We start from the raw sequence: 21,177 nt of genomic DNA on the forward strand, positions 1-21,177 counted from the left end.
ACCTCGTCGCGTGTTGGAGTCTTGTGCGTGCCGGTGTCAGGGAGTCCAGACGTCCAGGACGTCGCGACTCGCCTCCCTCAATTCGGTGGCCTCGACCTCGAGGGAGCCCTCTTCGATGCCGATTCCTTCGAACAAGTAGTAGAGCGTCAACGCGCCCTTCGGAGGCAGCGGCCACAACCAGGCGCGAAACTCGGTCGTCCATCGATCCCCGCTACCCTCGCCACCGCCACCGGAGAACGTCAAGGTGGGACCGTCCGGCTCCTCAACACCGCGTGGAAGGCCACGCGAGTCAGCTGTCGCATCCGCGCGAGAACCGTCCGACAACATCACACCAAGCCGCATCTGCCGCGTCGGGTCCGGGCGGAACCCGCGCGGATGCAGAAGGTCACGCAGGTGCCGCTCCCTCTCGGAATCAAGACCCGCTTCTATGCCCATGTCGAACCGCAGGACGAACTCCACGCCAGCACGGTACACATCGACCCGTCGCAAGCTGAGACGCGCGCCCGGCACCCTCGCGAGGCGTCTGACCAACGGGACCGCAACGGGCAGCTCGTCCTTCGGCGGATAAAGCCAGGGCGAGGCTTCAACAGCCCGGATGGGAGTGGGCGCAGATTCCGGGGGCAGCTCTGTGAAGAAGACCATCTTTCGAGTCCAACAAGCGAACGCACTCGCGTCAAGCCAAGTCGGAACTGGTTTATCGTGCAGCACTCACGTCAGATGTCTGAGCGCACCTCCGACTTCGTCTTGTCTCGACTTAGTGCACCAGTCCGAGCGCCGGGGCGAGGTTCTCGTTCCACACGTCGACGCCGAGCTTGGCGATCAGGGCGATCACCACGACGAGGAAGACCACGCGGATGAACTTCGTGCCGCGCGAGATCGCCATGCGCGACCCCAGGTAGCTGCCCGCGACGTTGGCGACCGCGAGAATCCCCCCGAGCACCCACAGCACCGAGCCATGCGGGATGAAGAGCAGCAGCGCACCGAGGTTGGTGGCGAGGTTGACGATCTTGGCCTTGGCGCTCGCCTGCAGGAAGTCGTAGCCGAGCAGCGCGACGAGCGCGATCACGAGGAACGTCCCCGTTCCCGGCCCGATCATGCCGTCGTAGAAGCCGATCACGAGACCGGCCGCGCCGGCCATGATGTGGTGCTTGTGCCCGTGGAAGCGCAGCATGGTCGCCGCGCCCATCTGCGGCCGGAAGGCGGTGAAGAGTGCGACAGCGAGCAGGGCCACGACGATGATCGGCTTGAACGCCGCGGCGGGCAGCAGCGTGGCCACCGCGGCGCCGCCGAACGATCCGGCGAGCGCGATGAGGGCCATCGGGATCGCGGTGCGGATGTCGGGTTTCGCGCGCCGATAGTAGGTGACGCTGCTGGTCGCAGTGCCGAACACCGAGGCGAGCTTGTTGGTCGCGAGCGCCTGGATCGGCGCGATCCCGGGGATGAGCAGCAGCGCGGGCAGTTGCAGCAACCCACCGCCCCCGACGACGGCATCGATCCAGCCCGCGGCGAAAGCGGCGATGACGACGAGCAGCAGCATCCCCCAGGTGAGCTGCTCGAGTCCGAGCACGGTGCCGATATCCACCCGGCCATGATTCCAGAGACTCGGGCGTGCACCGGCATCTGCTCGTCGGCGTGCGACGCGCCCGCTGGCAGACTGGAGCCATGATCGAGGCCCTCCCCCTGCCGTACCCGTTCGCGTCGCGCCTGGGGAGCGCGGTGTTGCGCCGCGCGACGGCCGACGACACGGATGCCGTGATCGCCCTGCTCGCCGACGACCCGATCAGTGCAGCGCGCGGCGATGTCGCCTCGGCGGAAGACCGGCCGGCGTATGCCGAGGCGCTCCTCGAGATCCTCGCCGAGCCGTCGAACGACCTGCTCGTCGTCGAGCTCGACGGGGCGATCGTCGGCACTTTGCAGCTCACCTCGATCCCGGGCATGGCGCGTCGGGGCGCCCGGAGGCTGCTCGTCGAGGCCGTCCGGGTGCAGAGCGACCTGCGGTCGTCGGGCATCGGGTCGGCCGTGATGCGCTGGGTCGGCGAGCAGGCCGCACCCGCGGTCGGAGCAGCGATGGTGCAGCTCACCTCCGATGCCGCGCGCACCGACGCACACCGCTTCTACGAGAAATTGGGGTATATCGGGTCACATCTCGGTTTCAAATACACGGTAGAGACCGCCTGAACTCCGCGCCACGACGCGGCGCACCCCACCCCGCCACCACCCGGTCACCCTCCGTTCACCCACGCCGCTCCGGCCGGTAACTCACGGCCCATAGTTTCCTCTCGCAACCCGAACCGGCGCACCGCCGGTCACCCGAGAGGACACTCATGGCACGCTTCACCCGCCGCGCGCGCATCGGCGCCGGTATCGCACTGGTCACCACCGCCGCTCTGGCACTCACCGCCTGCTCCGGCGCCGCCGACGCGACCGACGCCGGCGAGGGCTCGACCGACGCCGCGACCGCGACGTCCGTCGCCGACTTCGGCACGTTCGCCGACCTCGAGGCCGCCGCCAAGGCGGAGGGCCAGCTCAACGTCATCGCGCTGCCGCGCGACTGGGCGAACTACGGCGAGATCCTCGACCTCTTCGCCGAGAAGTACCCCGAGATCACCATCAACGAGGCTTCCCCCGACGTGTCCAGCGCCGAGGAGATCCAGGCCGCCGAGACCAACAAGGGCCTCGACACCGCTCCGGACGTCTTCGACATCGGCCTCACGGTCGCGCTCCAGAACACCGACTACTTCGCCCCTTACAAGGTGCAGACGTGGGACGACATCCCCGCCGAGCTCAAGGAACCGACCGGTCTCTTCGTCGGCGACTACGGCGGATACATGTCGGTCGGCTACGACTCGTCGAAGTTCGACGCTCCCGCCGAGCTCGCCGATCTGCTCTCGGCCGACTACAAGGGTGCCGTCGCGATCAACGGCGACCCGACCCAGGCCGGTGCCGCGTTCGCCGCGGTCGGTCTCGCGACCGTCCAGTCCGAGGGCACGCTCGACGACTTCCAGCCCGGCATCGACTTCTTCTCGGAGCTGCAGAAGGCCGGCAACCTGCTCAAGGTCGACGTGACCACGGCGACCGTCGCGAGCGGCGAGACCCCCGTCGTCTTCGACTGGGACTACCTGAACGCCTCGCACAAGGCCGACAACCCCAACTGGGAGGTCGTGGTCTTCGACGGCACCGGCTACGCGGGCTACTACAACCAGGCGGTCAACGTCGACGCCCCGCACCCGGCTGCGGCGCGCCTGTGGCAGGAGTTCCTCTACAGCGACGAGGTGCAGAACCTGTGGCTCGGCGGCGGCGCTCGCCCCGTGCGCATGGAGGCCATGACCGAGGCCGGCACGATCGACGCCGACCTCGCTGCGGCTCTGCCCGAGGTTCCCGAGGAGACGGTCGTCCCCACCGAGGAGCAGTCCACCAACGCCGGCACGCTGCTCGGTGAGAAGTGGGCAGCGGCGGTCCAGTGACGGCGCTCGTCGACACGGGGGCGGATGCTCCGGCATCCGCTCCCGCTACCACCGCCGGGCCCGCGCACACCGCGCGGGCCCGGCGGTCCGCGCCCTCCTGGGCCTGGTTGGGTCTCGTGCCCTTCGCGGCCTACATCGTGCTGTTCCTGGCCGTGCCGACGCTGCTCGCGATCGGCTCCGGTTTCTTCACCAAGGACGGCTCGTTCACCTGGACCAACGTGTCGGCACTGGGCGATCCCGTCGTACTGAACGCGTTCGCCAACTCCGCCTGGATCTCGCTCCTGACCGCCGTCGTCGGCGCCGTCGTCGGCGCGCTCGTCTGCTACGCCCTCCTCGGGATGAATCCGCAGGGCGCGATCCGCTCGTCGGTGGATGCCGCGGCCGGAGTCCTCGCCCAGTTCGGCGGCGTGATGCTGGCGTTCGCCTTCATCGCGATGATGGGCATCCAGGGTGTGCTGACGGTGTTCCTCAAGGACACGTTCGGCATCAACATCTACGAGAACGGCACGTGGCTCTACGAACTGCCCGGCCTGATCCTGCCGTACATCTACTTCCAGATCCCCCTCATGGTCATCACCTTCATGCCGGCCCTCGCCGCGCTCAAGCCGCAGTGGGCCGAGGCGAACCTCACCCTCGGCGGCACGCGCACGAGCTTCTGGCTGCGCATCGGGCTCCCGGTGCTCGCCCCGTCGTTCCTCGCGAGCCTGCTGCTGCTGTTCGCGAACTCGTTCTCCTCTTACGCCACGGCCGCCGCTCTCGCGAGCCAGGGCTCGCAGATCGTGCCGCTGCAGATCCGCACCGCACTCACGAGCGAGACCGTGCTCGGTCGCGAGAACCTCGCGGGCGCGCTCGCCCTCGGCATGATCGTGGTGGTCGGCGTCGTGATGGCCCTGTACTCGCTGATCCAGCGTCGGGCCGCGAGGTGGCAGTCGTGAACCGTCTCGCCCCCTCGCTCACGACCCGCTGGGTCATCGGCATCCTCGTCGGCCTGTTCTTCGCCATCCCGCTCGTGTCGACGTTCCTCTACACGCTGCGCGACACCGAGAGCGGGCTCTCGTTCGACCACTGGCTCGCGCTGTTCGACCCCGCCGCCTCCGCGGCGATCAAGCCGATCTGGATCGGTCTCGGCAACTCGCTCATCCTCGCCGTCGTCACCGTCGCGATCGTGCTGTTCCTGCTCGCGCCGACGATGATCCTGGTGAACCTGCGCTTCGGCAAGCTCAAGCCGATCTTCGAGTTCGCGGTGCTGCTGCCGATCTCGATCCCCGCGATCGTGCTGGTCGTCGGTCTCGCCCCGATCTACCTGCAGATCGGCCGCTCGGTGGGCACCGGCACGTGGACGCTCGCGTTCGCGTACGGCATCACGGTGCTGCCCTTCGCCTACCGCTCGATCCAGGCGTCGATCGACGCCGCCGACCTGCGCACGCTCTCCGAGGCCGCACGGTCGCTCGGGGCGAGCTGGCCGACGGTCGTGCTCAAGGTGCTGGCGCCCAACCTCCGCCAGGGCCTGCTGGCCGCGTCGCTCATCTCCATCGCGGTGGTGCTCGGCGAGTTCACCATCGCCTCGCTGCTGAACCGGCAGGTGTTCCAGACGGCCATGGTCGTCGTGCAGAAGCAGGACCCGTACGCGCCGGCGATCTTCACGCTGCTGGCACTTGCGCTCGTGTTCCTCCTTCTCCTCCTCATCGGTCGCGTCGCACGCGGCAACGGAAAGGCCCACTCATGACCATCGATCACGCACTCCCCCGCACCCAGGACAACCTGCTGCTCGCCGAGGCGGGCGAGGGCACCCGGGTGCAGCTGCAGAGCATCGTGAAGAGCTACGCGGGCAACCGCGTGCTGCACGGCGTCGACCTCGACATCGCCCCGGGTGAGTTCGTCTCGCTGCTGGGTCCGTCGGGCTGCGGCAAGACCACGCTCCTGCGCGTGCTCGCGGGCCTCGAGGGCTCCGACGAGGGCGCGGTGCTGCTCGGCGGTCAGGACGTCTCGCGCGTCCCGACCAACAAGCGCGACATCGGCATGGTCTTCCAGTCGTACTCGCTGTTCCCGCACCTGCGCGTCGCCGAGAACACGGCCTTCGGGCTGCGCCGCCGCGGGGTGTCGGCATCCGAATCCGCGAAGCGCGCGAAGGATGCTCTCGCCCTGGTCGGTCTCGCCGACTTCGCCGACCGCTACCCGCACCAGCTGTCGGGCGGCCAGCAGCAGCGCGTGGCACTGGCGCGCGCCCTGGTCACCGAGCCCAAGGTGCTGCTCCTCGACGAGCCGCTGTCGGCGCTCGACGCCAAGGTGCGCGTGCAGCTGCGCGACGAGATCCGCCGCATCCAGCTGCGCCTGGGCATCACGACCGTGTTCGTCACGCACGACCAGGAGGAGGCGCTCGCCGTCTCCGACCGGATCGCCGTGATGAACTCGGGCCGCATCGAGCAGATCGGGTCGCCGGAGCAGCTCTACACGACGCCGTCGACCGCCGGTGTGGCCGCGTTCGTGGGTCTCTCGAGCATCGTCGCCGGCGTCGCCGAGGGCGACCACGTCGTCGTGTGGGGACAGCGGCTGCCGCTGCAGACGCCCGCCGACGGCCCGGTCGACGTGTACCTGCGCCCCGAGAACGTGTTCTTCGCTTCGGAGGCGGATGCGGCAACCGACGCGATCGTCGAGGAGAGCACCTTCCTCGGCAGCATGCGTCGCACGCTCGTTCGCACCGAAGCGGGAGAGATCGTCCGGGTGCAGCACGCCCCCGGCATCCACCCCGCCTTCGGCGATCGCGTCCGCATCGCGGTCGCGCCCGAGCCCGTAGCCGTGCACCCGCGCGCCTGAATCCCGCCCTACCGCCGCACGCGGTCGGGCGCTACCGTGATGCACGAGAGGCCCTCCGCCTCGCAGACACCACAGAGAGGATGCCTCATGGCAGGCAAGTTCGAGCTCTACACCGACAGGTCCGGCGAATACCGGTTCCGCCTCAAGGCCGGCAACGGTCAGGTCATCGCGACGAGCGAGGGCTACTCCTCGAAGTCCGCCGCGGAGAACGGGATCGAGTCCGTGCGAACCCACGCCCCCGACGCCGAGGTCGTCGAGGTCTGATCCCTCCTCCACAACGATGAGGCCCCCCGGAGCATTCGCTCCGGGGGGCCTCATCGTGTGTGAACGTCTCACAGCACGCGCGAGAGGAAGTCCTTCGTGCGCTGGTGCTGCGGGTTGCCGATGACCTCGCGCGGGTCGCCCTCTTCGACGATGTGACCGCCGTCCATGAAGATCAGGCGCGAGCCGACCTCACGGGCGAAGCCCATCTCGTGGGTGACCACGAGCATCGTCATGCCCTCGTCGGCGAGCGTGCGCATGACCTGCAGCACCTCGCCGACCAGTTCGGGGTCGAGCGCCGACGTCGGCTCGTCGAACAGCATCATGTCGGGGTTCATGCACAGCGCACGCGCGATCGCGACGCGCTGCTGCTGCCCACCCGACAGATGCCCCGGGAACGCCTTCGCCTTCTCGGCCAGGCCGACACGGGCGAGCATCTCGTGCGCGATCTTCTCGGACTCCACCTTGCCGCGCTTCTTGACGCGCTGCTGGGCGATCGTGAGATTGCCGAGCACGTCGAGGTGCGGGAACAGGTTGAAGCTCTGGAACACCATGCCGATGCGGGTGCGCACACGGTCGATGTCGGTCTCGGGGTCGGTGATGTCGATCCCCTCGATCAGCACCTTGCCGCCGGTCGGCTCCTCGAGCAGGTTGACCGAGCGCAACAGCGTCGACTTCCCCGAGCCCGAGGGGCCGATCACGCAGACGACCTCGCCCTTGGTGACGGTGAGGTCGATGCCCTTGAGCACCTCGTTGTCGCCGAAGGTCTTGACGAGACCCTGGATATCGATCGCCGGGGCGTGGACATCAATCAGTTCGGTGATCATCGCTGCCTCGCCATCCTTCGCTCGAGCCACGCGCTGAAGCGCGTGAGGGGGATCGTCACGATCAGGTAGAGGATCGCCGCCATGATCAGCGGTGTCGCGTTGGAGTTCTGCGTCGCCGCATCACGGGCGAAGTTGGTGAGCTCCTTCGACCAGATGAACGTCCCCGCGATGAACAGCAGCGAGGTGTCCTTCAGGAGCAGCACGAACTCGTTCGTGAGCGGCGGGATGATGATGCGGAACCCCTGCGGCACGACGATCCAGAACGTGGTCTTCATGGGAGACATGCCGAGCGAACGCGCGGCCTCGGTCTGCCCCTTCGGAACCGCCTGGATGCCGGCGCGGATCGTCTCGGCCATGTACGCCGAAGCGACGAGGATGAGACCGATCAGCCCCAGGACGACGGGGCCGCCCAGGTCCTTGCCCGGCACTCCCGACGCGATCGGCAGGATGAAGGCCACGGCGAAGATCGTCAGGATCGCGGGAAGCCCACGGAACAGTTCGATCCATGCCGTGGCGATCCACCGGAACGGGAGGATCGACGACATCTTCAGCAGCGCCAGGATCACGCCGAGCACCAGTCCGAGGATGAAGGCGACGGCCGTGAACCACAGCGTGTTGACGAGTGCGGTGGTGATGATCCCGGGGAACATCTTGACCGCGATCTCCGGGTTGAAGAACAGCGGACCGATCTTCGCCCAGTTGGTCCCGACCGCCGCCCAGACGACGATGGCGATCAGGACCGCGTAGACGATGTAGCGGTACAGCTTGCTCTTGGTAGTTCGCTTCAACGCCATTGTGAAGGACCTCCGAGACGACTACGACGCACGGATCAGTTGGCCGTGAAGTAGGTGTCGTAGATCGTCTGGTACTCGCCGCCGTCACGCAGTTCCTGCAGGGCGTCGTTGACGGCCGCGAGCAGCGCGTCCTTCTCGCCCTTCGCGAAGGCGAAGCCGTACGACTCGTCGGTGTTGTAGGTCTCGACGATCTCGTAGGCGCTGTCGGCCTTCTCGTGCTCGAGGTTCACCGGCTGATCCTGCAGGATCGCGTCGATGAGGCCCGACTGCATTGCCGGCCACAGCTCGCCGTCCGAGGGGTACTGCACGAGCTCGGCGCCCGTGGCGTTCTCGGTCGCGTAGGTCTCACCGGTGGTGCCCTGCTGGACGCCCACGTTCTTGCCGGCGAGGTCGTCGATGCCCGTGATGCCCGAGTCGGTGCGCACGAGCAGCGACTGCAGCGAGTCGTAGTACGGGTCGGAGAAGTCGATGTTGGCCTTGCGCTCGTCGGTGATGGTCATCGCCGAGGCGCCGATGTCGCACGTGCCCGCGGCGAGGGTCGTGCCGGACTGCAGCGCGTCGAAGCCCACGTCCTGCACCGAGAGCTTGAGATCGAGCTTCTTCGCGATCGCGTCGAGAAGGTCGATGTCGAAGCCGGTGTAGCCGGTTCCGTTGTCGCCACCCTCGAACTCGAACGGTGCGTAAGGGATGTCGGAGCACACGGTGAGCGTGCCGGCCGTGACCAGTCCGTACTCGTCACCAGCGGCGGGTTCGCTGGATCCGGAGTCGGTTCCGCCGGCGCAGCCTGCGAGCGCGAGGGTTGCGGCAGCCACGAGTGCGAGGCCGGCGAAGGTAGTGCGACGGTGCATAACAGCTCCTGAGAGTCGATGGCAGGGTAAGGCCCACCGAAGTGGGCCGATAGGTGAACATCCTGGCACGTGCCGGGTGGATGCCCTACTAAGAGTGCCCGATCCAGGATTACGGTTTTGTTTCGGTGCGTTACGCGTGCGGGGATCAGATCTCGAAGTCGACGGCGACCCGTGCGCTCACGACGGACCGGATGTATCCCGACGCCTCGACGTGCGCGGGGTGCACCTGATACTCGTCGAGCGCCTCGACGGAGTCGAAGTCGGCGACGAGCACGACATCCCAGTTCGACTCCGGCAGCACGACGTTCGCGCCGGCCGAGATCGACAGCAGCTGCGGCACGACACCGTCGAGGGCGTTGAGGCGGCGGGCCACCTCGGCGGCCTGCGCGGCGCGTTCGTCGGCGTCCTCCGAGGCGAGCTTCCAGGAGACGACATGGCGGATGGTCATTTCAGGGCCTCCTCGAGGGCGGTGCGCAGTCGGTCCGGCGAGAGTCGCCAGTGCGCGTGCAGTTCTCCGTCGATCAGGACGACGGGGATCTTCTCCCACCACAGATCGAACAGGGCGGGGTCTTCGGTGATCGAGGCCTCGACGATCTCGATCCGCTCGGCCGCGGCATCCGGCAGCTCGGCGACGACGGCGTCGATGACCTCGGAGGCGACGTCGCAGAGGTGACAGTCGGGCTTGCCGATGAGGGTCAGCGTGGTCACGCCGAGGGAACCTCGACCGCGCGTCCCTGCGCGATCCATTCGCCCGTGCCGCCCTCGACGTTGGTGGCGTCGTAGCCGCGCGCTTCGAGCGCCTCGACGACGCGAGCCGAACGGCCGCCGGCCTGGCAGATCACGTCGAACGACTCGGCCGGGAGCTCTTCGAGTCGGTTGCCGATCTCGGACATCGGGATGTTGACGGCGCCGGGCACGTGGCCCGCCGCGAACTCGTCCTTCTCGCGCACGTCGATGAGCGGCGTGCCCGTGCGGTCGGCGAGTTCGGTGACGGTGATCGACTTCATGGCTTCCTTCGAGCTGCTCGGACCTTCGGCAGAGACACAAAGCGCCCCCATTCGACATGCTCCGAAGAGCTGTCGGGGGCGCTCGTGTCTTGGCCGCTTACTTCTTGTTGCGGCGCTGGTGGCGAGTCTTGCGAAGCAGCTTGCGGTGCTTCTTCTTCGCCATGCGCTTGCGGCGCTTCTTGATGACAGAACCCACGGAAACCTCACTAAGTCAGGGGGTTGGGCGTCGCGATGATCGGACGCCCGGGTACGGGCACGGAAAAATGCCTCGGATCAGTCTAGCAAACCGTCGGGCCTGCGCCGTCACACCGACGATGCGGGCGCCCGCACGGTCAGCCGACGTCGGCGATCGGGCGCTGGAGGGCGTCCGCCACGGCGGACTCCGGCACGCGATAGCTGCGTCCGAAACGGATGGCCGGCAGGTCGCCGGAGTGCACGAGCCGATAGACGGTCATCTTCGACACGCGCATGATCCCGGCCACCTCAGCAACAGTGAGGAACCGGACGTCAGGAACTTCGGGCATCCCACATACCCCTTTCTCGAATGAGCACACTCTATGGGTTGGCAGTGACGCGTGTAAACCCTTGGGGCCGGTGTGAACAGTGGGACTCACGGTGCCGTCACTCGTCACAGCAGAGGCATAGCCTCTCTCCGAGGTTCACTCAGCCGAAAGTGTCACACTCGGCGCAGGACCGGGGCAGGCACCGCCTCGGGACACGCGGGCTGGGGCCCGCGGCATCGCCCCCGACGACAGCCCCCCGGTCGCCGGGGGCGAACTGTGTCGAGCGGGGCGTCAGGCGCCGAGTCGCTTGAGGGCCGTGGCGACCACGTGCTTCGCGGATGCCGCCGCGCGCCCGACCACTTCCGCCGCGTGCGCGGCACTCTCGGGGATCGGGGCCCCGGGGTAGGCGATGTCGGGGGCGTCGTCGCCGAACGCGTCGACGAGGAAGGGCACCAGCCAGTCATCGACGACCTCGAGCGGCTCGACCGCGAGGCTGTAGAAACGACGCTGACCGTCTTCGCGCACGGTCACCAGCTCGGCGTCGCGGAGCACCTTGAGGTGCTTCGACACCGTGGGCTGACTGATGCCGAGGTCGGCGACGATCTGGCTGACGCTCGTGCCCGCTTCTCCTTCGGTGGTGCGCCGCAGGAGGAGCTGGAGGATGTCTCGCCTCGTACCGTCTGCGATCACGTCGAAGATGTCGGTCATGTGTTCAGGGTAGTCGTCCCCGGCACGGAGTACCATGACGAGGGCTCGGTCGCAGGTGCTGAGCCGGCGCCGATCTGCGGCGGAGGCAGACGAAAGGGGACGCGATGTCGGGCATCGTGTCTGCGTCGTCCCCCAAGCAACGCCTGCGCAATGTCGCCGCCCACGGTCGCCACATCCTCACCTCCTCGCCCTCGCGTCTCGCGATCGTGGTGTTCGCGCTGCTGATCCTCGTGTTCACGGTGCTGCTCTCGCTGCCGATCGCTGCGGCCGATCGCACCGTCACCCCGCTCAGCGACGCGCTGTTCACGGCCGTCTCGACCATCTGCGTCACCGGCCTCGCGACCGTCGACATGGCGAACCACTGGTCACCGTTCGGGCACGTGCTCATCTTCGTCGGCGTGAACATCGGCGGTCTCGGCGTTCTGACCCTCGCCTCCCTCATGGGCATGGTGATCTCGAAGCGCCTGGGGTTGCGCGCCAAGCTCCTCGCCGCGGGCGACACCAACCCGATGCGCGCGCACGGCGGCGTCGTCAACGAGAGCCAGACCGTCCGCCTCGGGGAGGTCGGCCAGCTACTGCGCACCGTCGCCTTCTCGGCGCTCATCATCGAGGGCGCGCTCGCCGTGCTCCTCTACCCCGGACTCGTGATGGCCGGGGTGAGTCCGATCGCCGCTCTCTGGGAAGCCCCATACTTCGCCGCGATGGCGTTCACGAACACGGGCTTCGCCCCCAACGACGGCGGCGTCGCGGTGTTCGCCGACGACTACCTCGTGCTGTCGCTGCTGATGGTCGGCGTCTTCCTCGGAAGCATCGGCTTCCCCGTGATCTACTCGCTGGCCAAGCACGTCTGGCACGTCAAGCGCTGGTCGCTGCACACCAAGCTCACACTCGTGACGACCGTGCTGCTCTTCGTCCTCGGGGCCGCCGTCTTCCTCATCCTCGAATACCAGAACCCGAAGACCTTCGGCTCGATGGATGCCGCCGACACGACGTTCCAGGCCTTCTTCCTGTCGGCGATGACCCGCTCGGGCGGTTTCAACGTGATCGACATGGCCGACCTCAACGGCTCGTCGCTCGTCGCCGCGAGCATGCTCATGTTCGTCGGTGGAGGATCGGCGTCGACCGCCGGCGGAATCAAGGTCACCACCCTCGCGGTGCTCGCGATCGCGGTGTGGTCCGAGGCGAAGGGTCGCCAGTCCGTCGAGGTGTTCGGCCGGCGCATCCCCAGCGACGTGCAGCGCGTCGCGCTCAGCGTCGTCGCCTGGGGAGCCACGATCGTCGCCCTGTCGACCATCGTCATCGCGCAGATCACGAAGGCCGACATCAGCCACGTGCTGTTCGACGTGATCTCCGCCTTCGCCACCGTCGGACTCTCGACGGGCCTCACCGCCGAGCTCCCCGACGCCGGCTCCTACGTGCTCGCCGCCACCATCTTCATGGGGCGCATTGGTACAGTGACTCTCGCCGCGGCAGTCGCCGCGACATCGCGATCGCAGTATTACTCACTGCCCGTGGAAAGGCCGATCGTTGGTTGAAGTCCTCCGGGGCGACGCTCCCGTCCTCGTCATCGGTCTCGGCCGGTTCGGCGCCGCCTGCGCGGGCGAACTCGATCGTCTCGACCGAGAGGTCCTCGCGATCGACGGCAACCTCGAGCTCGTGCAGAAGTGGTCGGATCGCGTCACGCACACCGTGCAGGCCGATGCGAAGAACATCGACGCCCTGCGCCAGATCGGCGCCCAGGACTTCCAGGTGGCGGTCGTCGCGGTCGGCTCGTCGATCGAGGCATCCGTCCTCATCACCGCCAACCTCGTCGACCTCAAGGTCCCGCAGATCTGGGCCAAGGCCGTCTCGCAGTCGCACGGCAAGATCCTCGCCCGCGTCGGAGCGAACCACGTCATCTATCCGGAGCGCGAGGCCGGCGAGCGCGTCGCCCACCTCGTCAGCGGCCGCATGCTCGATTTCATCCGCTTCGACGACGACTTCGTGCTCGCCAAGATGTACCCGCCGAAGTTCATCCGAGGCATCGGCCTCAACGAGTCCGGCGTGCGCACGAAGTACCGCGTCACGGTGGTGGGCGTCAAGAGCCCGGGCAAGCCGTTCCGCTACGCCGAGGCGAACACGATCGTCACGAACCACGACCTGATCATCGTCTCCGGCACCAACAGCGACATCGAGCGCTTCGCCGCCCTCGACCGCTGACGCGCGCGACTCGTACAGGTCGGGCGAGGCGTCAGGCGTCAATGTCGAGAGTGATGTCGACGACGTCGTCGATGCCGATGCCCTCACCGTCCTGCAGAGCCTTCTTGATCGGGACGATGTAGCCGCCGTCCTTCGGCCAGAGCGACGTCGTCACGCGCGTTCCGCCGATCGTGACGGATGCCGGGATCATCCCCCACCCGTAGGTGACGACCGCGGCAACCTCGCCGATCATCACCGCTTCGGTCTCGGGCACGGTCACGAAGTGGAACGGCGCGGGCCCGCGCCAGAACCAGATCTCGCCCGAGAATCGCAGCCGCATGGTCACGCCCCGGCGGCGAGCTCCCGAGCGCGCGCCAGCGCGGCCGCCGAAGCATCCGCGAACGTCTTCTCGAGGTGCGCATCCTGCAGCACCGCGATCGCACGCTCGGTCGTGCCCTTCGGACTCGTGACCCGTCGGCGCATCTCGGCCGGGGTCTCCCCCGACGCTTCGAGCAGCGCCGTCGAGCCGATGAAGGTCTGCTCCGCCATCAGGCGGGCGTCCGCCTCGCTGAAGCCGAGACCGAGGCCGACCTTCGTCCATTCCTCGATGAGCAGGAAGACGTAGGCGGGGCCCGAACCCGAGATCGTCGAGAGCGCGTCGATCTGCGACTCCGGCACCTCGATCACGGCGCCAACCGTCTCGAACAGGCGGCGCACGAGCGCCATGTCGTCGGGCGTCGATGCAGGGCCGGCGGCGAGACCGGTGACCGCCTTGCCGACCGTCGCCGGGGTGTTGGGCATCGAGCGGATGACGTGCACGTCGGCGCCCAGCGCGTCTGCGAACGTGGCCAGCGTCACACCGGCGGCGAGACTCACCACGATGGCGTCCGGGGCGAGGTGCGGGGCGATCTCGCGGAGCAGATCCGGCACCATCCCCGGCTTCACGCCCACCAGCACGATCCGGGCGGAAGCGAGTGCGTCGCGGTTACCGTCGGGACGCTCTTCGAGGGCGATGGTCGTGACGCCGGGAAGGTCGGCGAGGTCGGCGGCACTCACCCGCGAGCGGTTCGTGGCGGTGATCCCACCGTCGACGGCGACACCCGAGGCGACGACGCCGCGCAGGATCGCCCCTCCCATCGAACCGGCACCGAGGAACGCGAGAGCGGGGAGAGAGTCAGCCATGTCGTCATCCTACGGCGGGCGCACCTGCGATCCCCAGAGGGGGCGATCTAGACTCGACGCATGAGTGCATCCGGCGGCGGCAAGGCGATCATCGCAGCGTTCCTGGCGAACATGGGCATCGCGCTCGCGAAGCTCGTCGCCTGGCTGCTCTCGGGGTCCGCGTCGATGCTCGCCGAGGCCGTGCACTCGATCGCCGACTCCGGCAACCAACTCCTGCTCCTGCTCGGCGGACGCAAGTCGCGCCGCGAGGCCGACCGCGCGCATCCCTTCGGCTACGGCCGCGAGCGATACGTCTCGGCGTTCGTCGTGTCGATCATCCTGTTCTCCCTCGGCGGCCTGTTCGCCATCTACGAGGGCATCGACAAGCTCACGCACCCGCACGAACTGGACCCCGTGTGGTGGTGGCTGCCGATCGTCGTGCTCGTGATCGCGATCGGACTCGAGAGCTTCTCACTGCGCACCGCGATCAAGGAGAGCAACCTCGTTCGCGAGAAGGGGCAGTCCTGGGTGTCGTTCGTGCGCCGCTCCAAGGCGCCCGAACTGCCCGTCGTTCTGCTCGAGGACACCGGGGCGTTGGCGGGTCTGAGCTTCGCACTGCTCGGCGTCGGGCTCACCGTCATCACCGGCAACTCGGTGTTCGACGCGATCGGCACGCTCATGATCGGTGTACTGCTGGTGCTCATCGCGATCGTGCTGGGCATCGAGACCAAGAGCCTGCTCGTCGGCGAAGGCGCCACCACCGCCGACCTCGATCGCATCGTCGACGCGATCGCCGCCGGCGACGAGGTCGAGAAGCTCATCCACATCAAGACCCTCTACCTCGGCCCCGACGAGCTCATGGTCGCGGCGAAGATCGCACTGACTGCCGACAAGTCGGTGCGCGAGGCCGCCGACGACATCGATGAGATCGAGGCACGCATCCGCGAGGCCGTTCCCGCCGCACGCGTGATCTACATCGAGCCGGACGTGTACCGGCCTGCCCTCGATCCGGAGCCCCCGACGGACGCGTTCGTCTTCAAGTCCTCGGACTGACCGGCCAGGCCGCAGCGTCAGCGCTTGCGGGCGAAGAAGTCGCGCAGCAGGGCGGTAGCGGCATCCGCTTCGAGTCCCCCGACGACCTCGGCCCGGTAGGGCAGACGGCGATCGCGCAGCACGTCGTACATCGACCCCGCGGCTCCCGCCTTGTCGTCCCACGCCCCGAAGACGACCCGTCCGATGCGCGCCTGCAGGATCGCTCCGGCGCACATGAGGCACGGTTCCAGGGTGACGACGAGGGTGTGCCCCTCGAGATTCCAAGAGCCGACGGATGCCGCGGCCCGGCGCAGCGCCTCGACCTCGGCGTGACCCGTGGGATCGTGCGTCTCCTCGCGGGTGTTGCGCCCCTCGGCGATGATGCGACCGGCGGAGTCGACGACCACGGCACCCACCGGGATCTCGTCCGCGGTGCTCGCCTCCGCCGCGAGCACGAGCGCACGGCGCATCGCGGGCAGGTCGGCGGCGGTCATGGATCGAGCCTACGACAGCGGCATGCGGCGTCCGCCGCGCGCGGTGCATCCGATGTCGTGCCGGGCCGCTCGGCGCATTAGCCTGTATTCCATGCGTGTTCACGTCGCCGACCACCCTCTCGTCACCCACAAGCTTTCGGTGCTGCGCGATGCGCGTACCCCGTCGCCGGTGTTCCGCCAGCTGACGGAGGAGCTCGTGACGCTCCTCGCGTACGAGGCGACCCGCAACGTCAAGGTCTCTCCGATCGAGATCACGACCCCCGTCACGACGACGATGGGTGTGAAGATCTCCGAGCCCCGCCCGATCGTCGTCCCGATCCTGCGGGCCGGCCTCGGCATGCTCGAGGGCCTGGTCAAGCTGCTCCCGACCGCCGAGGTCGGATTCCTGGGCATGGTGCGCGACGAGGAGACCTTCGAGCCCACGACGTACGCGGAGCGTCTTCCCGACGACCTGAGCGACCGGCAGTGCTTCGCCATCGACCCGATGCTCGCGACGGGCGGCTCGCTCGCCGCGGCCATCCAGTTCCTGTTCGATCGCGGGGCGAAGGACGTCACGGCGATCTGCCTCCTGGGCACGCCCGAAGGCGTCGCGGCGATCGAGGCGCTCGTCGGCGACCGCGATGTGACGCTCGTGCTGGGTGCGCTCGACGAGCGTCTCAACGAGAAGGGGTACATCGTGCCCGGCCTCGGCGACGCGGGCGACCGCCTCTACGGCACGGTCTGATCCGCAGGCGGCTGTTCAGCCCACGATGAGGCGGTACGCACGCTCATCCCCGTAGTGCTCGAAGCCGGCGCGCGCGATGATCGGCGCAGAGGTCGAGACGCGTCCCTTCACCAGAGCCGTCATGGCGCCCCATTGCGCCGCGATCCGGAGGCGCTCGGACAGGACTGCACGGTAGGCGCCGCGTCCGCGATGGTCTTCGAGAGTCGCCGCGCCCCAGAGACGCGCGAAGCCGTCGGCGAGTGTCCACCCTCCCGTGCTCACCGGCTGCCCCGCGAGGCGCGCGAGCACACGTCCGTGGGTGCGCGACTCCAGCGACGCGGTGAGCTCATCGAACTCGGCACGGAGGCCCTCGTCGTCGAGAGCGAGCTGCTCCCACACCGCGACGTTGATCGCGTCGACCGCTCGGATCTGGTCGAGGTCCGTGACCAGCTCGGCGATGGCCCCGTTCGGCGGAAGTGCTGCGGCCGCGGCCTCCCCATCGATCGGTCGTGCGAACACCGCGACGGTGTCGATGTGTTCGGCTCCACGCCGGCGGAGCTCATCCTCCAGATCGGGCTCGTCCGAGGGGTTCGTCCAGAACGTCAGGGTGTCTTCGCCCCAGCGCACCGTACGGGAGATCGCATGGTCGAGAATCTCGTCCGCACGCCACGAGGAGCGCACCTGCGACCCTCGTACTCCCCCACCGAAGCGAGGCGGGTAGCGAACGAGGAGCAACTCCGCGTTCTCGCTCTCGGATCCTCGGGGGAACCACGCCCACTCCGCGGCTGCTCGAAGTATCTCGTCTCGGGTATGCACAGGTTCGCCTCGGTCAGTCCGCCGCGCCCACCAGGCGGGCGAAGGCGCTGAGCCGCGCCACGCCCTCCGGCGTATAGGGAAGATCGTCGAGCAGTGCCGGCGAGTGGATCAGGTAGGCGACGCACTGCGCGCGGGAGATCGCGACGTTCAATCGGTTCTGCAGAAGCAGGAACTCGGGACCTCGCGGGGCATCGCGTCCGCTGGAGGCGGCGAGCGAAGTGATCGAGACGACCGCTTCCTTGCCCTGGAAGTTGTCGACGGTTCCGACCGGGACATCGCCGAAGCCCGCGGACGCGAGCACCTCGTGCACGAGCTGGCGCTGCGCGTTGTACGGCGTGATGACGATGATGTCGGCAGGGGTGAGCGGGCGGGTCGTCGTGTTGTCATCGTCGGTGTCGGCGTTGGCGCCGGTGTTGTCGGTGAACGTCCGCCCGACGAGATCACGGACGATCCGCACGACCTCGGCGGCCTCCTCCGGCGACTGCGTCGCGTTGCCACGGTGTCTCAGCGGCACGACGTGGAGCCCGGGGTCGATGCCGTCGACGGATCGCTTCTCGGTTCCCGGCGCGGAGGCGAGCTTGCCGGCGTAGGCGAGTTTCGACACCGGCGCGGCGACGAACGGATGCATGCGCCAGGAGCGGGCGAGGAAGTAGCCGTACTCGGGGCGCACGACCGCATCGCCGTCCATCACCCATCCCAGTGCCGAGGTATCGACGGGTTCGGGGTGAGCACCCTGACTGACCTGCGGCAATTGCTGCGGGTCGCCGAGGAGCAGCAGGCGCTTCGCACCCGCCGCGACCGCGATGGTCGAGGCGAGCGAGAACTGTCCCGCCTCGTCGATCACGAGCAGATCGAGACCTCCACGCTCGACGCGGGCGGTGTTGCTGAAGTCCCAGGCGGTGCCCCCGACCACGACACCCTCATCGGCGTGCTCGGCGAGGAAGGCCGCCATGCCGCTCTTCGGGATCACCGTGTACGCGGGATCGGAATCGGGGTCCTTCGGCGCCTTCGCGACCTGCGCGGGCGCCACGCCGTCGGCGACGACTCGGGCGAGCAACGTCTCGATGATGGCGTGGGACTGCGCGACGACCCCGATCTTGAACCCGTGCTCGTTCACGAGCCGGGCGATCACGCGTGACCCCGTGTAGGTCTTGCCCGTTCCGGGAGGCCCCTGCACCGCGAGGTAGCTGCGGTCGAGGTCGAGCACGCCCCGGACGATGGCGTCGATCGGGTCGCCGGCGACGGCCTCCACCGGCGGAAGCGGCGCGCCCGAGCGTGTACGCGGCGGGATCCGGCGCAGGATGTCGGTCGCCGGATCTTCCGGGAATCCCGGAGCTGCGGCGTGCACGGCGTCGGCCCATTCGTCGATCGCTCCCTGCAGGGAGACGACCCGCGGCGGCGCGGCGGGCGTCAGGGCAAGGGGGAGCTCGTCCCAGGTCTGCCCCTGGATCGCCGTCTCGGTGATGAGGAATCCGTCGTCGAGAACCTCGGCCACCGTCACGGCGTGCGGCACGTGCACCGCGCGCGAAGGGATGTCGACGTCGAACGGCGCCGGTGCCTCGTAGAGTGCGAACGGCTGCGCTCCCACACCCAGCGTCGTTCCCGGCGAGACCTCACCGCGGATCTCGATGTCGCGGGACATCACCCGACGTCCCTCGCCGATGCTCCACTCGCGGCGCACGACCGAGGAGCCCGCATCGACGCGCACCACGTCGCGCGTGCCCTCCCACATCGTGACGGGCTCACGGAGCCGCTGGAAGTGCGAGACCCAGAAGCTCTTGGCCTCGCGCGGGAAGTAGTCGATCGCCGCTGCGGCGATGCGATGGACCTGGCCGTCCTGGCCCGCGTCGACGGCGCGCTCCGCGTCGGCGAGGAGGGCCACCGACCGCGGAGAGGGCTCGTAGATCACCTGGTCGGCGGCGTCGGGAGGGGCGGGGCTGACGCCCTTCTGCCGCGCGATCTCGATCAGCCAGTTGCGCAGACGGCGCGTCGAGACGCAGTCGTAGCGGTTGTAGTCCGCGAGATCGGCGAGCACCGCGTCGGCATCGCTCTGCTCGCCCGCCGCAGCGAGCTCACGCGCGGCGACGTATTGCACGATCGAGTCGTCGCCCTTCTGCACGTCGCTCGTGCGCACGTCGTCGCCCATGTAGAGCGGCTCGAGCTTCTTGATGGAATACGAACGCGAACCGACGCGAACCGTGCGCAGCACCAGGGGGTAGAGGTCGACGAAGACCCCCTCACGGAGCAGTCGATCGACCTCGCCCTCGCGCACTCCGTGTCGCGCCGCCATCGCCACCAGGTGCGAAGTCTCGTAGGGCGCGTAGTGGTAGATGTGCATTCCGGGGTGGGCGGCCCGGCGCACCGCGACGAAGTCGAGGAAGGTCTCGAACGCGCGGCGCTCCTCGGCGAACGTGTGCGCCCAGATGGCCGTGTACTGGTCGGCGTTGTCGACCCAGCCGAAGAGATAGTCGATGCCCCAGTGCGACTCCCCGATCGGCGCCGGCTCCGTGTAGAGCGGGTCGCCCTCGAAATCGAAGAAGATGTCGCCGTGGCTCGGCACCGGGAGGGTGTGGATCGCCGGCGCGTAGTGCACGTCGAAGGTGGGGGCACCGCTGGCATCGGCGCGGAGCTGCAGAGCGGCCTGCGCACGGAGCCCTTCGAAGGTGTCGACGTTCATTCCCGCCGGTGCCGCGGGCGCGGTGGCGAGCTCGTCGATGGTCGCGATACCCGCCGCACGCAGTCGGGCGCGCTGGACAGGACGCATGCGTGCGACCATCAGCAGGTCGCGGTGCGCGATCACCTGTTCCTCGCACGTCGCACAGCGGCCGCAGGCGACGACCTGCAGATCTCCCCGGTCGTCGCCCCAGGCGAGCGGATCGCCCTCTGCTCCCGCATCGATGCGTCGATCGGAGATCAGCGCGCGCAGGCGGGCGCGACGCACCTGGAAGAGCGGGAGCAGGTCGTCGACGGCGTGCGTGCTCAGCGTGCCGTCTCCCAGGATGAGATCGACCTCGTCGGCGCGCGGCACTCCCAGTCGATCGAGTTGGTCGACGTATGCCGCGAGCTGCATCAACGCGGTGACGCGCGCCTTGCGCGCCAGTTTCGAGTCCTGCACCCGCCAACGGCCGTCGGCATCGCGTCGCAGGAAATCGGCGAACCCCACGAACTCCTCGGTGGCGAACGCCGCCTGGAAGACGACCTCGGCATCCGAACGCAGAGCCGCCAGGCTCTCCTCGACCGCAGCACCCAGCGCCGCGGCATCCGTCGACGACACCTTCGCGATCTGGCGCACCGCGTCGTCACCGAGCTCGGCGACGTACCGCGCGAGCACGTTCCGCTCGTGGACGTCACCGAGCAGCGCCGCACGCGCGAGCGTCGCGTCTTCGGGCTCTTCGACCGCCGGAACCCGGCCCAGCTTGGCGTCGATCGCACGGCACCAGGCGAACTCGCATTCGGCTGCGGCCTTGAGGTCGCTGGCGCTCCAAATGACGCGCTGCGCCTGAGTGTCGATCCGCACGATGCTCCATTTCGTCGTGCTTCGACACTAGCTGCGGCATCCGACATCGC

26 protein-coding genes are annotated in these 21,177 nt (G+C 68.3%); 10 read left to right on the plus strand and 16 right to left on the minus strand.

The window, feature by feature from the left end:
- Window positions 1-36 precede the first annotated feature (36 nt).
- Together ACI2JZ_RS11275 and ACI2JZ_RS11280 are read right to left on the minus strand one after the other, a co-directional pair.
- On the minus strand, window positions 37-459 hold the full coding sequence (locus tag ACI2JZ_RS11275; protein WP_404597558.1) for a hypothetical protein: 423 nt from the start codon (window positions 457-459) through the stop codon (window positions 37-39).
- 295 nt (window positions 460-754) lie between these two features.
- A complete protein-coding gene (locus tag ACI2JZ_RS11280) occupies window positions 755-1,537 on the minus strand; it encodes a sulfite exporter TauE/SafE family protein (protein ID WP_404598117.1) in 783 nt (260 codons plus the stop codon).
- 125 nt (window positions 1,538-1,662) lie between these two features.
- On the opposite strand from ACI2JZ_RS11280, the gene ACI2JZ_RS11285 reads away from it, so the two are divergent.
- The 6 genes from ACI2JZ_RS11285 to ACI2JZ_RS11310 all read left to right on the plus strand — a co-directional run bounded on the left by ACI2JZ_RS11285 (window position 1,663) and on the right by ACI2JZ_RS11310 (window position 6,542).
- Complete coding sequence (locus ACI2JZ_RS11285; RefSeq protein WP_247623252.1) at window positions 1,663-2,178, plus strand: GNAT family N-acetyltransferase; 516 nt, start codon at window positions 1,663-1,665, stop codon at window positions 2,176-2,178.
- Window positions 2,179-2,324: 146 nt separating this feature from the next.
- Window positions 2,325-3,464: an ABC transporter substrate-binding protein gene (locus ACI2JZ_RS11290; RefSeq protein WP_247955671.1), complete on the plus strand. Its 1,140-nt coding sequence runs from the start codon at window positions 2,325-2,327 to the stop codon at window positions 3,462-3,464.
- Complete coding sequence (locus ACI2JZ_RS11295; RefSeq protein WP_404597559.1) at window positions 3,443-4,399, plus strand: ABC transporter permease; 957 nt, start codon at window positions 3,443-3,445, stop codon at window positions 4,397-4,399. The genes ACI2JZ_RS11290 and ACI2JZ_RS11295 overlap by 22 nt, the downstream gene beginning before the upstream one ends.
- Window positions 4,396-5,190, plus strand: a complete 795-nt coding sequence (locus tag ACI2JZ_RS11300; protein WP_404597560.1) for an ABC transporter permease — start codon at window positions 4,396-4,398, stop codon at window positions 5,188-5,190. Before ACI2JZ_RS11295 ends, ACI2JZ_RS11300 begins: the two co-directional genes overlap by 4 nt.
- Entirely contained in the window at window positions 5,187-6,278 is a 1,092-nt protein-coding gene (locus ACI2JZ_RS11305) for an ABC transporter ATP-binding protein (RefSeq protein ID WP_247632809.1), read from the plus strand. The genes ACI2JZ_RS11300 and ACI2JZ_RS11305 overlap by 4 nt, the downstream gene beginning before the upstream one ends.
- Before the next feature lie 87 nt (window positions 6,279-6,365).
- Window positions 6,366-6,542 (plus strand): YegP family protein, encoded by a 177-nt coding sequence (locus ACI2JZ_RS11310; RefSeq protein WP_247623256.1) that lies wholly within the window; start codon window positions 6,366-6,368, stop codon window positions 6,540-6,542.
- Window positions 6,543-6,610: 68 nt separating this feature from the next.
- On the opposite strand, the gene ACI2JZ_RS11315 is transcribed toward ACI2JZ_RS11310, so the two are convergent.
- The 9 genes from ACI2JZ_RS11315 to ACI2JZ_RS11355 form a co-directional block, all read right to left on the minus strand.
- Entirely contained in the window at window positions 6,611-7,366 is a 756-nt protein-coding gene (locus ACI2JZ_RS11315) for an amino acid ABC transporter ATP-binding protein (protein ID WP_336640900.1), read from the minus strand.
- Window positions 7,363-8,160, minus strand: coding sequence for an amino acid ABC transporter permease (locus ACI2JZ_RS11320; RefSeq protein ID WP_336640901.1), 798 nt, complete (start codon window positions 8,158-8,160; stop codon window positions 7,363-7,365). The genes ACI2JZ_RS11315 and ACI2JZ_RS11320 overlap by 4 nt, the downstream gene beginning before the upstream one ends.
- A gap of 35 nt (window positions 8,161-8,195) precedes the next feature.
- Entirely contained in the window at window positions 8,196-9,008 is an 813-nt protein-coding gene (locus tag ACI2JZ_RS11325; protein ID WP_336640902.1) for a basic amino acid ABC transporter substrate-binding protein, read from the minus strand.
- Between the two features lie 145 nt (window positions 9,009-9,153).
- Window positions 9,154-9,456, minus strand: a complete 303-nt coding sequence (locus tag ACI2JZ_RS11330; RefSeq protein WP_247623260.1) for a Dabb family protein — start codon at window positions 9,454-9,456, stop codon at window positions 9,154-9,156.
- Complete coding sequence (locus ACI2JZ_RS11335) at window positions 9,453-9,716, minus strand: glutaredoxin family protein (protein ID WP_247623261.1); 264 nt, start codon at window positions 9,714-9,716, stop codon at window positions 9,453-9,455. Before ACI2JZ_RS11335 ends, ACI2JZ_RS11330 begins: the two co-directional genes overlap by 4 nt.
- A complete protein-coding gene (locus tag ACI2JZ_RS11340) occupies window positions 9,713-10,015 on the minus strand; it encodes a rhodanese-like domain-containing protein (RefSeq protein ID WP_247623262.1) in 303 nt (100 codons plus the stop codon). Before ACI2JZ_RS11340 ends, ACI2JZ_RS11335 begins: the two co-directional genes overlap by 4 nt.
- Window positions 10,016-10,112: 97 nt before the next feature.
- A complete protein-coding gene (locus tag ACI2JZ_RS11345; protein ID WP_003792170.1) occupies window positions 10,113-10,211 on the minus strand; it encodes a 30S ribosomal protein bS22 in 99 nt (32 codons plus the stop codon).
- A gap of 136 nt (window positions 10,212-10,347) precedes the next feature.
- Window positions 10,348-10,539, minus strand: a complete 192-nt coding sequence (locus tag ACI2JZ_RS11350; protein ID WP_247623263.1) for a helix-turn-helix domain-containing protein — start codon at window positions 10,537-10,539, stop codon at window positions 10,348-10,350.
- A 270-nt stretch (window positions 10,540-10,809) separates the two neighbouring features.
- A complete protein-coding gene (locus tag ACI2JZ_RS11355; protein ID WP_247623264.1) occupies window positions 10,810-11,226 on the minus strand; it encodes a helix-turn-helix transcriptional regulator in 417 nt (138 codons plus the stop codon).
- 104 nt (window positions 11,227-11,330) lie between these two features.
- On the opposite strand from ACI2JZ_RS11355, the gene ACI2JZ_RS11360 reads away from it, so the two are divergent.
- The gene (locus tag ACI2JZ_RS11360; protein WP_247955665.1) at window positions 11,331-12,761 is read left to right on the plus strand and encodes a TrkH family potassium uptake protein; all 1,431 of its coding nucleotides are present in this window, start codon (window positions 11,331-11,333) and stop codon (window positions 12,759-12,761) included.
- Complete coding sequence (locus ACI2JZ_RS11365; RefSeq protein WP_247623266.1) at window positions 12,754-13,425, plus strand: TrkA family potassium uptake protein; 672 nt, start codon at window positions 12,754-12,756, stop codon at window positions 13,423-13,425. Before ACI2JZ_RS11360 ends, ACI2JZ_RS11365 begins: the two co-directional genes overlap by 8 nt.
- A gap of 31 nt (window positions 13,426-13,456) precedes the next feature.
- Here the strand turns inward: ACI2JZ_RS11365 and ACI2JZ_RS11370 are convergent, their stop codons facing one another.
- Both ACI2JZ_RS11370 and proC read right to left on the minus strand, forming a co-directional pair.
- Window positions 13,457-13,744 (minus strand): DUF1905 domain-containing protein, encoded by a 288-nt coding sequence (locus ACI2JZ_RS11370; protein ID WP_247623267.1) that lies wholly within the window; start codon window positions 13,742-13,744, stop codon window positions 13,457-13,459.
- A gap of 2 nt (window positions 13,745-13,746) precedes the next feature.
- Window positions 13,747-14,586 carry a pyrroline-5-carboxylate reductase gene (gene proC, locus ACI2JZ_RS11375; protein ID WP_404597561.1) on the minus strand — a complete coding sequence of 280 codons (840 nt, stop codon included), beginning with the start codon at window positions 14,584-14,586 and terminating at the stop codon, window positions 13,747-13,749.
- Between the two features lie 60 nt (window positions 14,587-14,646).
- Here proC and ACI2JZ_RS11380 point away from each other — a divergent pair, with 60 nt between their 5' ends.
- Window positions 14,647-15,618, plus strand: a complete 972-nt coding sequence (locus tag ACI2JZ_RS11380) for a cation diffusion facilitator family transporter (RefSeq protein WP_247632813.1) — start codon at window positions 14,647-14,649, stop codon at window positions 15,616-15,618.
- A gap of 17 nt (window positions 15,619-15,635) precedes the next feature.
- Here ACI2JZ_RS11380 and ACI2JZ_RS11385 read toward each other — a convergent pair whose 3' ends face one another.
- A complete protein-coding gene (locus tag ACI2JZ_RS11385; protein ID WP_247623270.1) occupies window positions 15,636-16,091 on the minus strand; it encodes a nucleoside deaminase in 456 nt (151 codons plus the stop codon).
- A 91-nt stretch (window positions 16,092-16,182) separates the two neighbouring features.
- Here ACI2JZ_RS11385 and upp point away from each other — a divergent pair, with 91 nt between their 5' ends.
- A complete protein-coding gene (gene upp / locus ACI2JZ_RS11390) occupies window positions 16,183-16,815 on the plus strand; it encodes a uracil phosphoribosyltransferase (protein WP_247623271.1) in 633 nt (210 codons plus the stop codon).
- Window positions 16,816-16,830: 15 nt separating this feature from the next.
- Here upp and ACI2JZ_RS11395 read toward each other — a convergent pair whose 3' ends face one another.
- Window positions 16,831-17,475: a GNAT family N-acetyltransferase gene (locus tag ACI2JZ_RS11395; protein WP_404597562.1), complete on the minus strand. Its 645-nt coding sequence runs from the start codon at window positions 17,473-17,475 to the stop codon at window positions 16,831-16,833.
- Window positions 17,476-17,623: 148 nt separating this feature from the next.
- Complete coding sequence (locus ACI2JZ_RS11400; RefSeq protein ID WP_404597563.1) at window positions 17,624-21,127, minus strand: TM0106 family RecB-like putative nuclease; 3,504 nt, start codon at window positions 21,125-21,127, stop codon at window positions 17,624-17,626.
- Window positions 21,128-21,177 lie beyond the last annotated feature (50 nt).

Source organism: Microbacterium sp. NPDC087868, from assembly GCF_044900755.1.
Lineage (GTDB): Bacteria > Actinomycetota > Actinomycetes > Actinomycetales > Microbacteriaceae > Microbacterium > Microbacterium galbinum.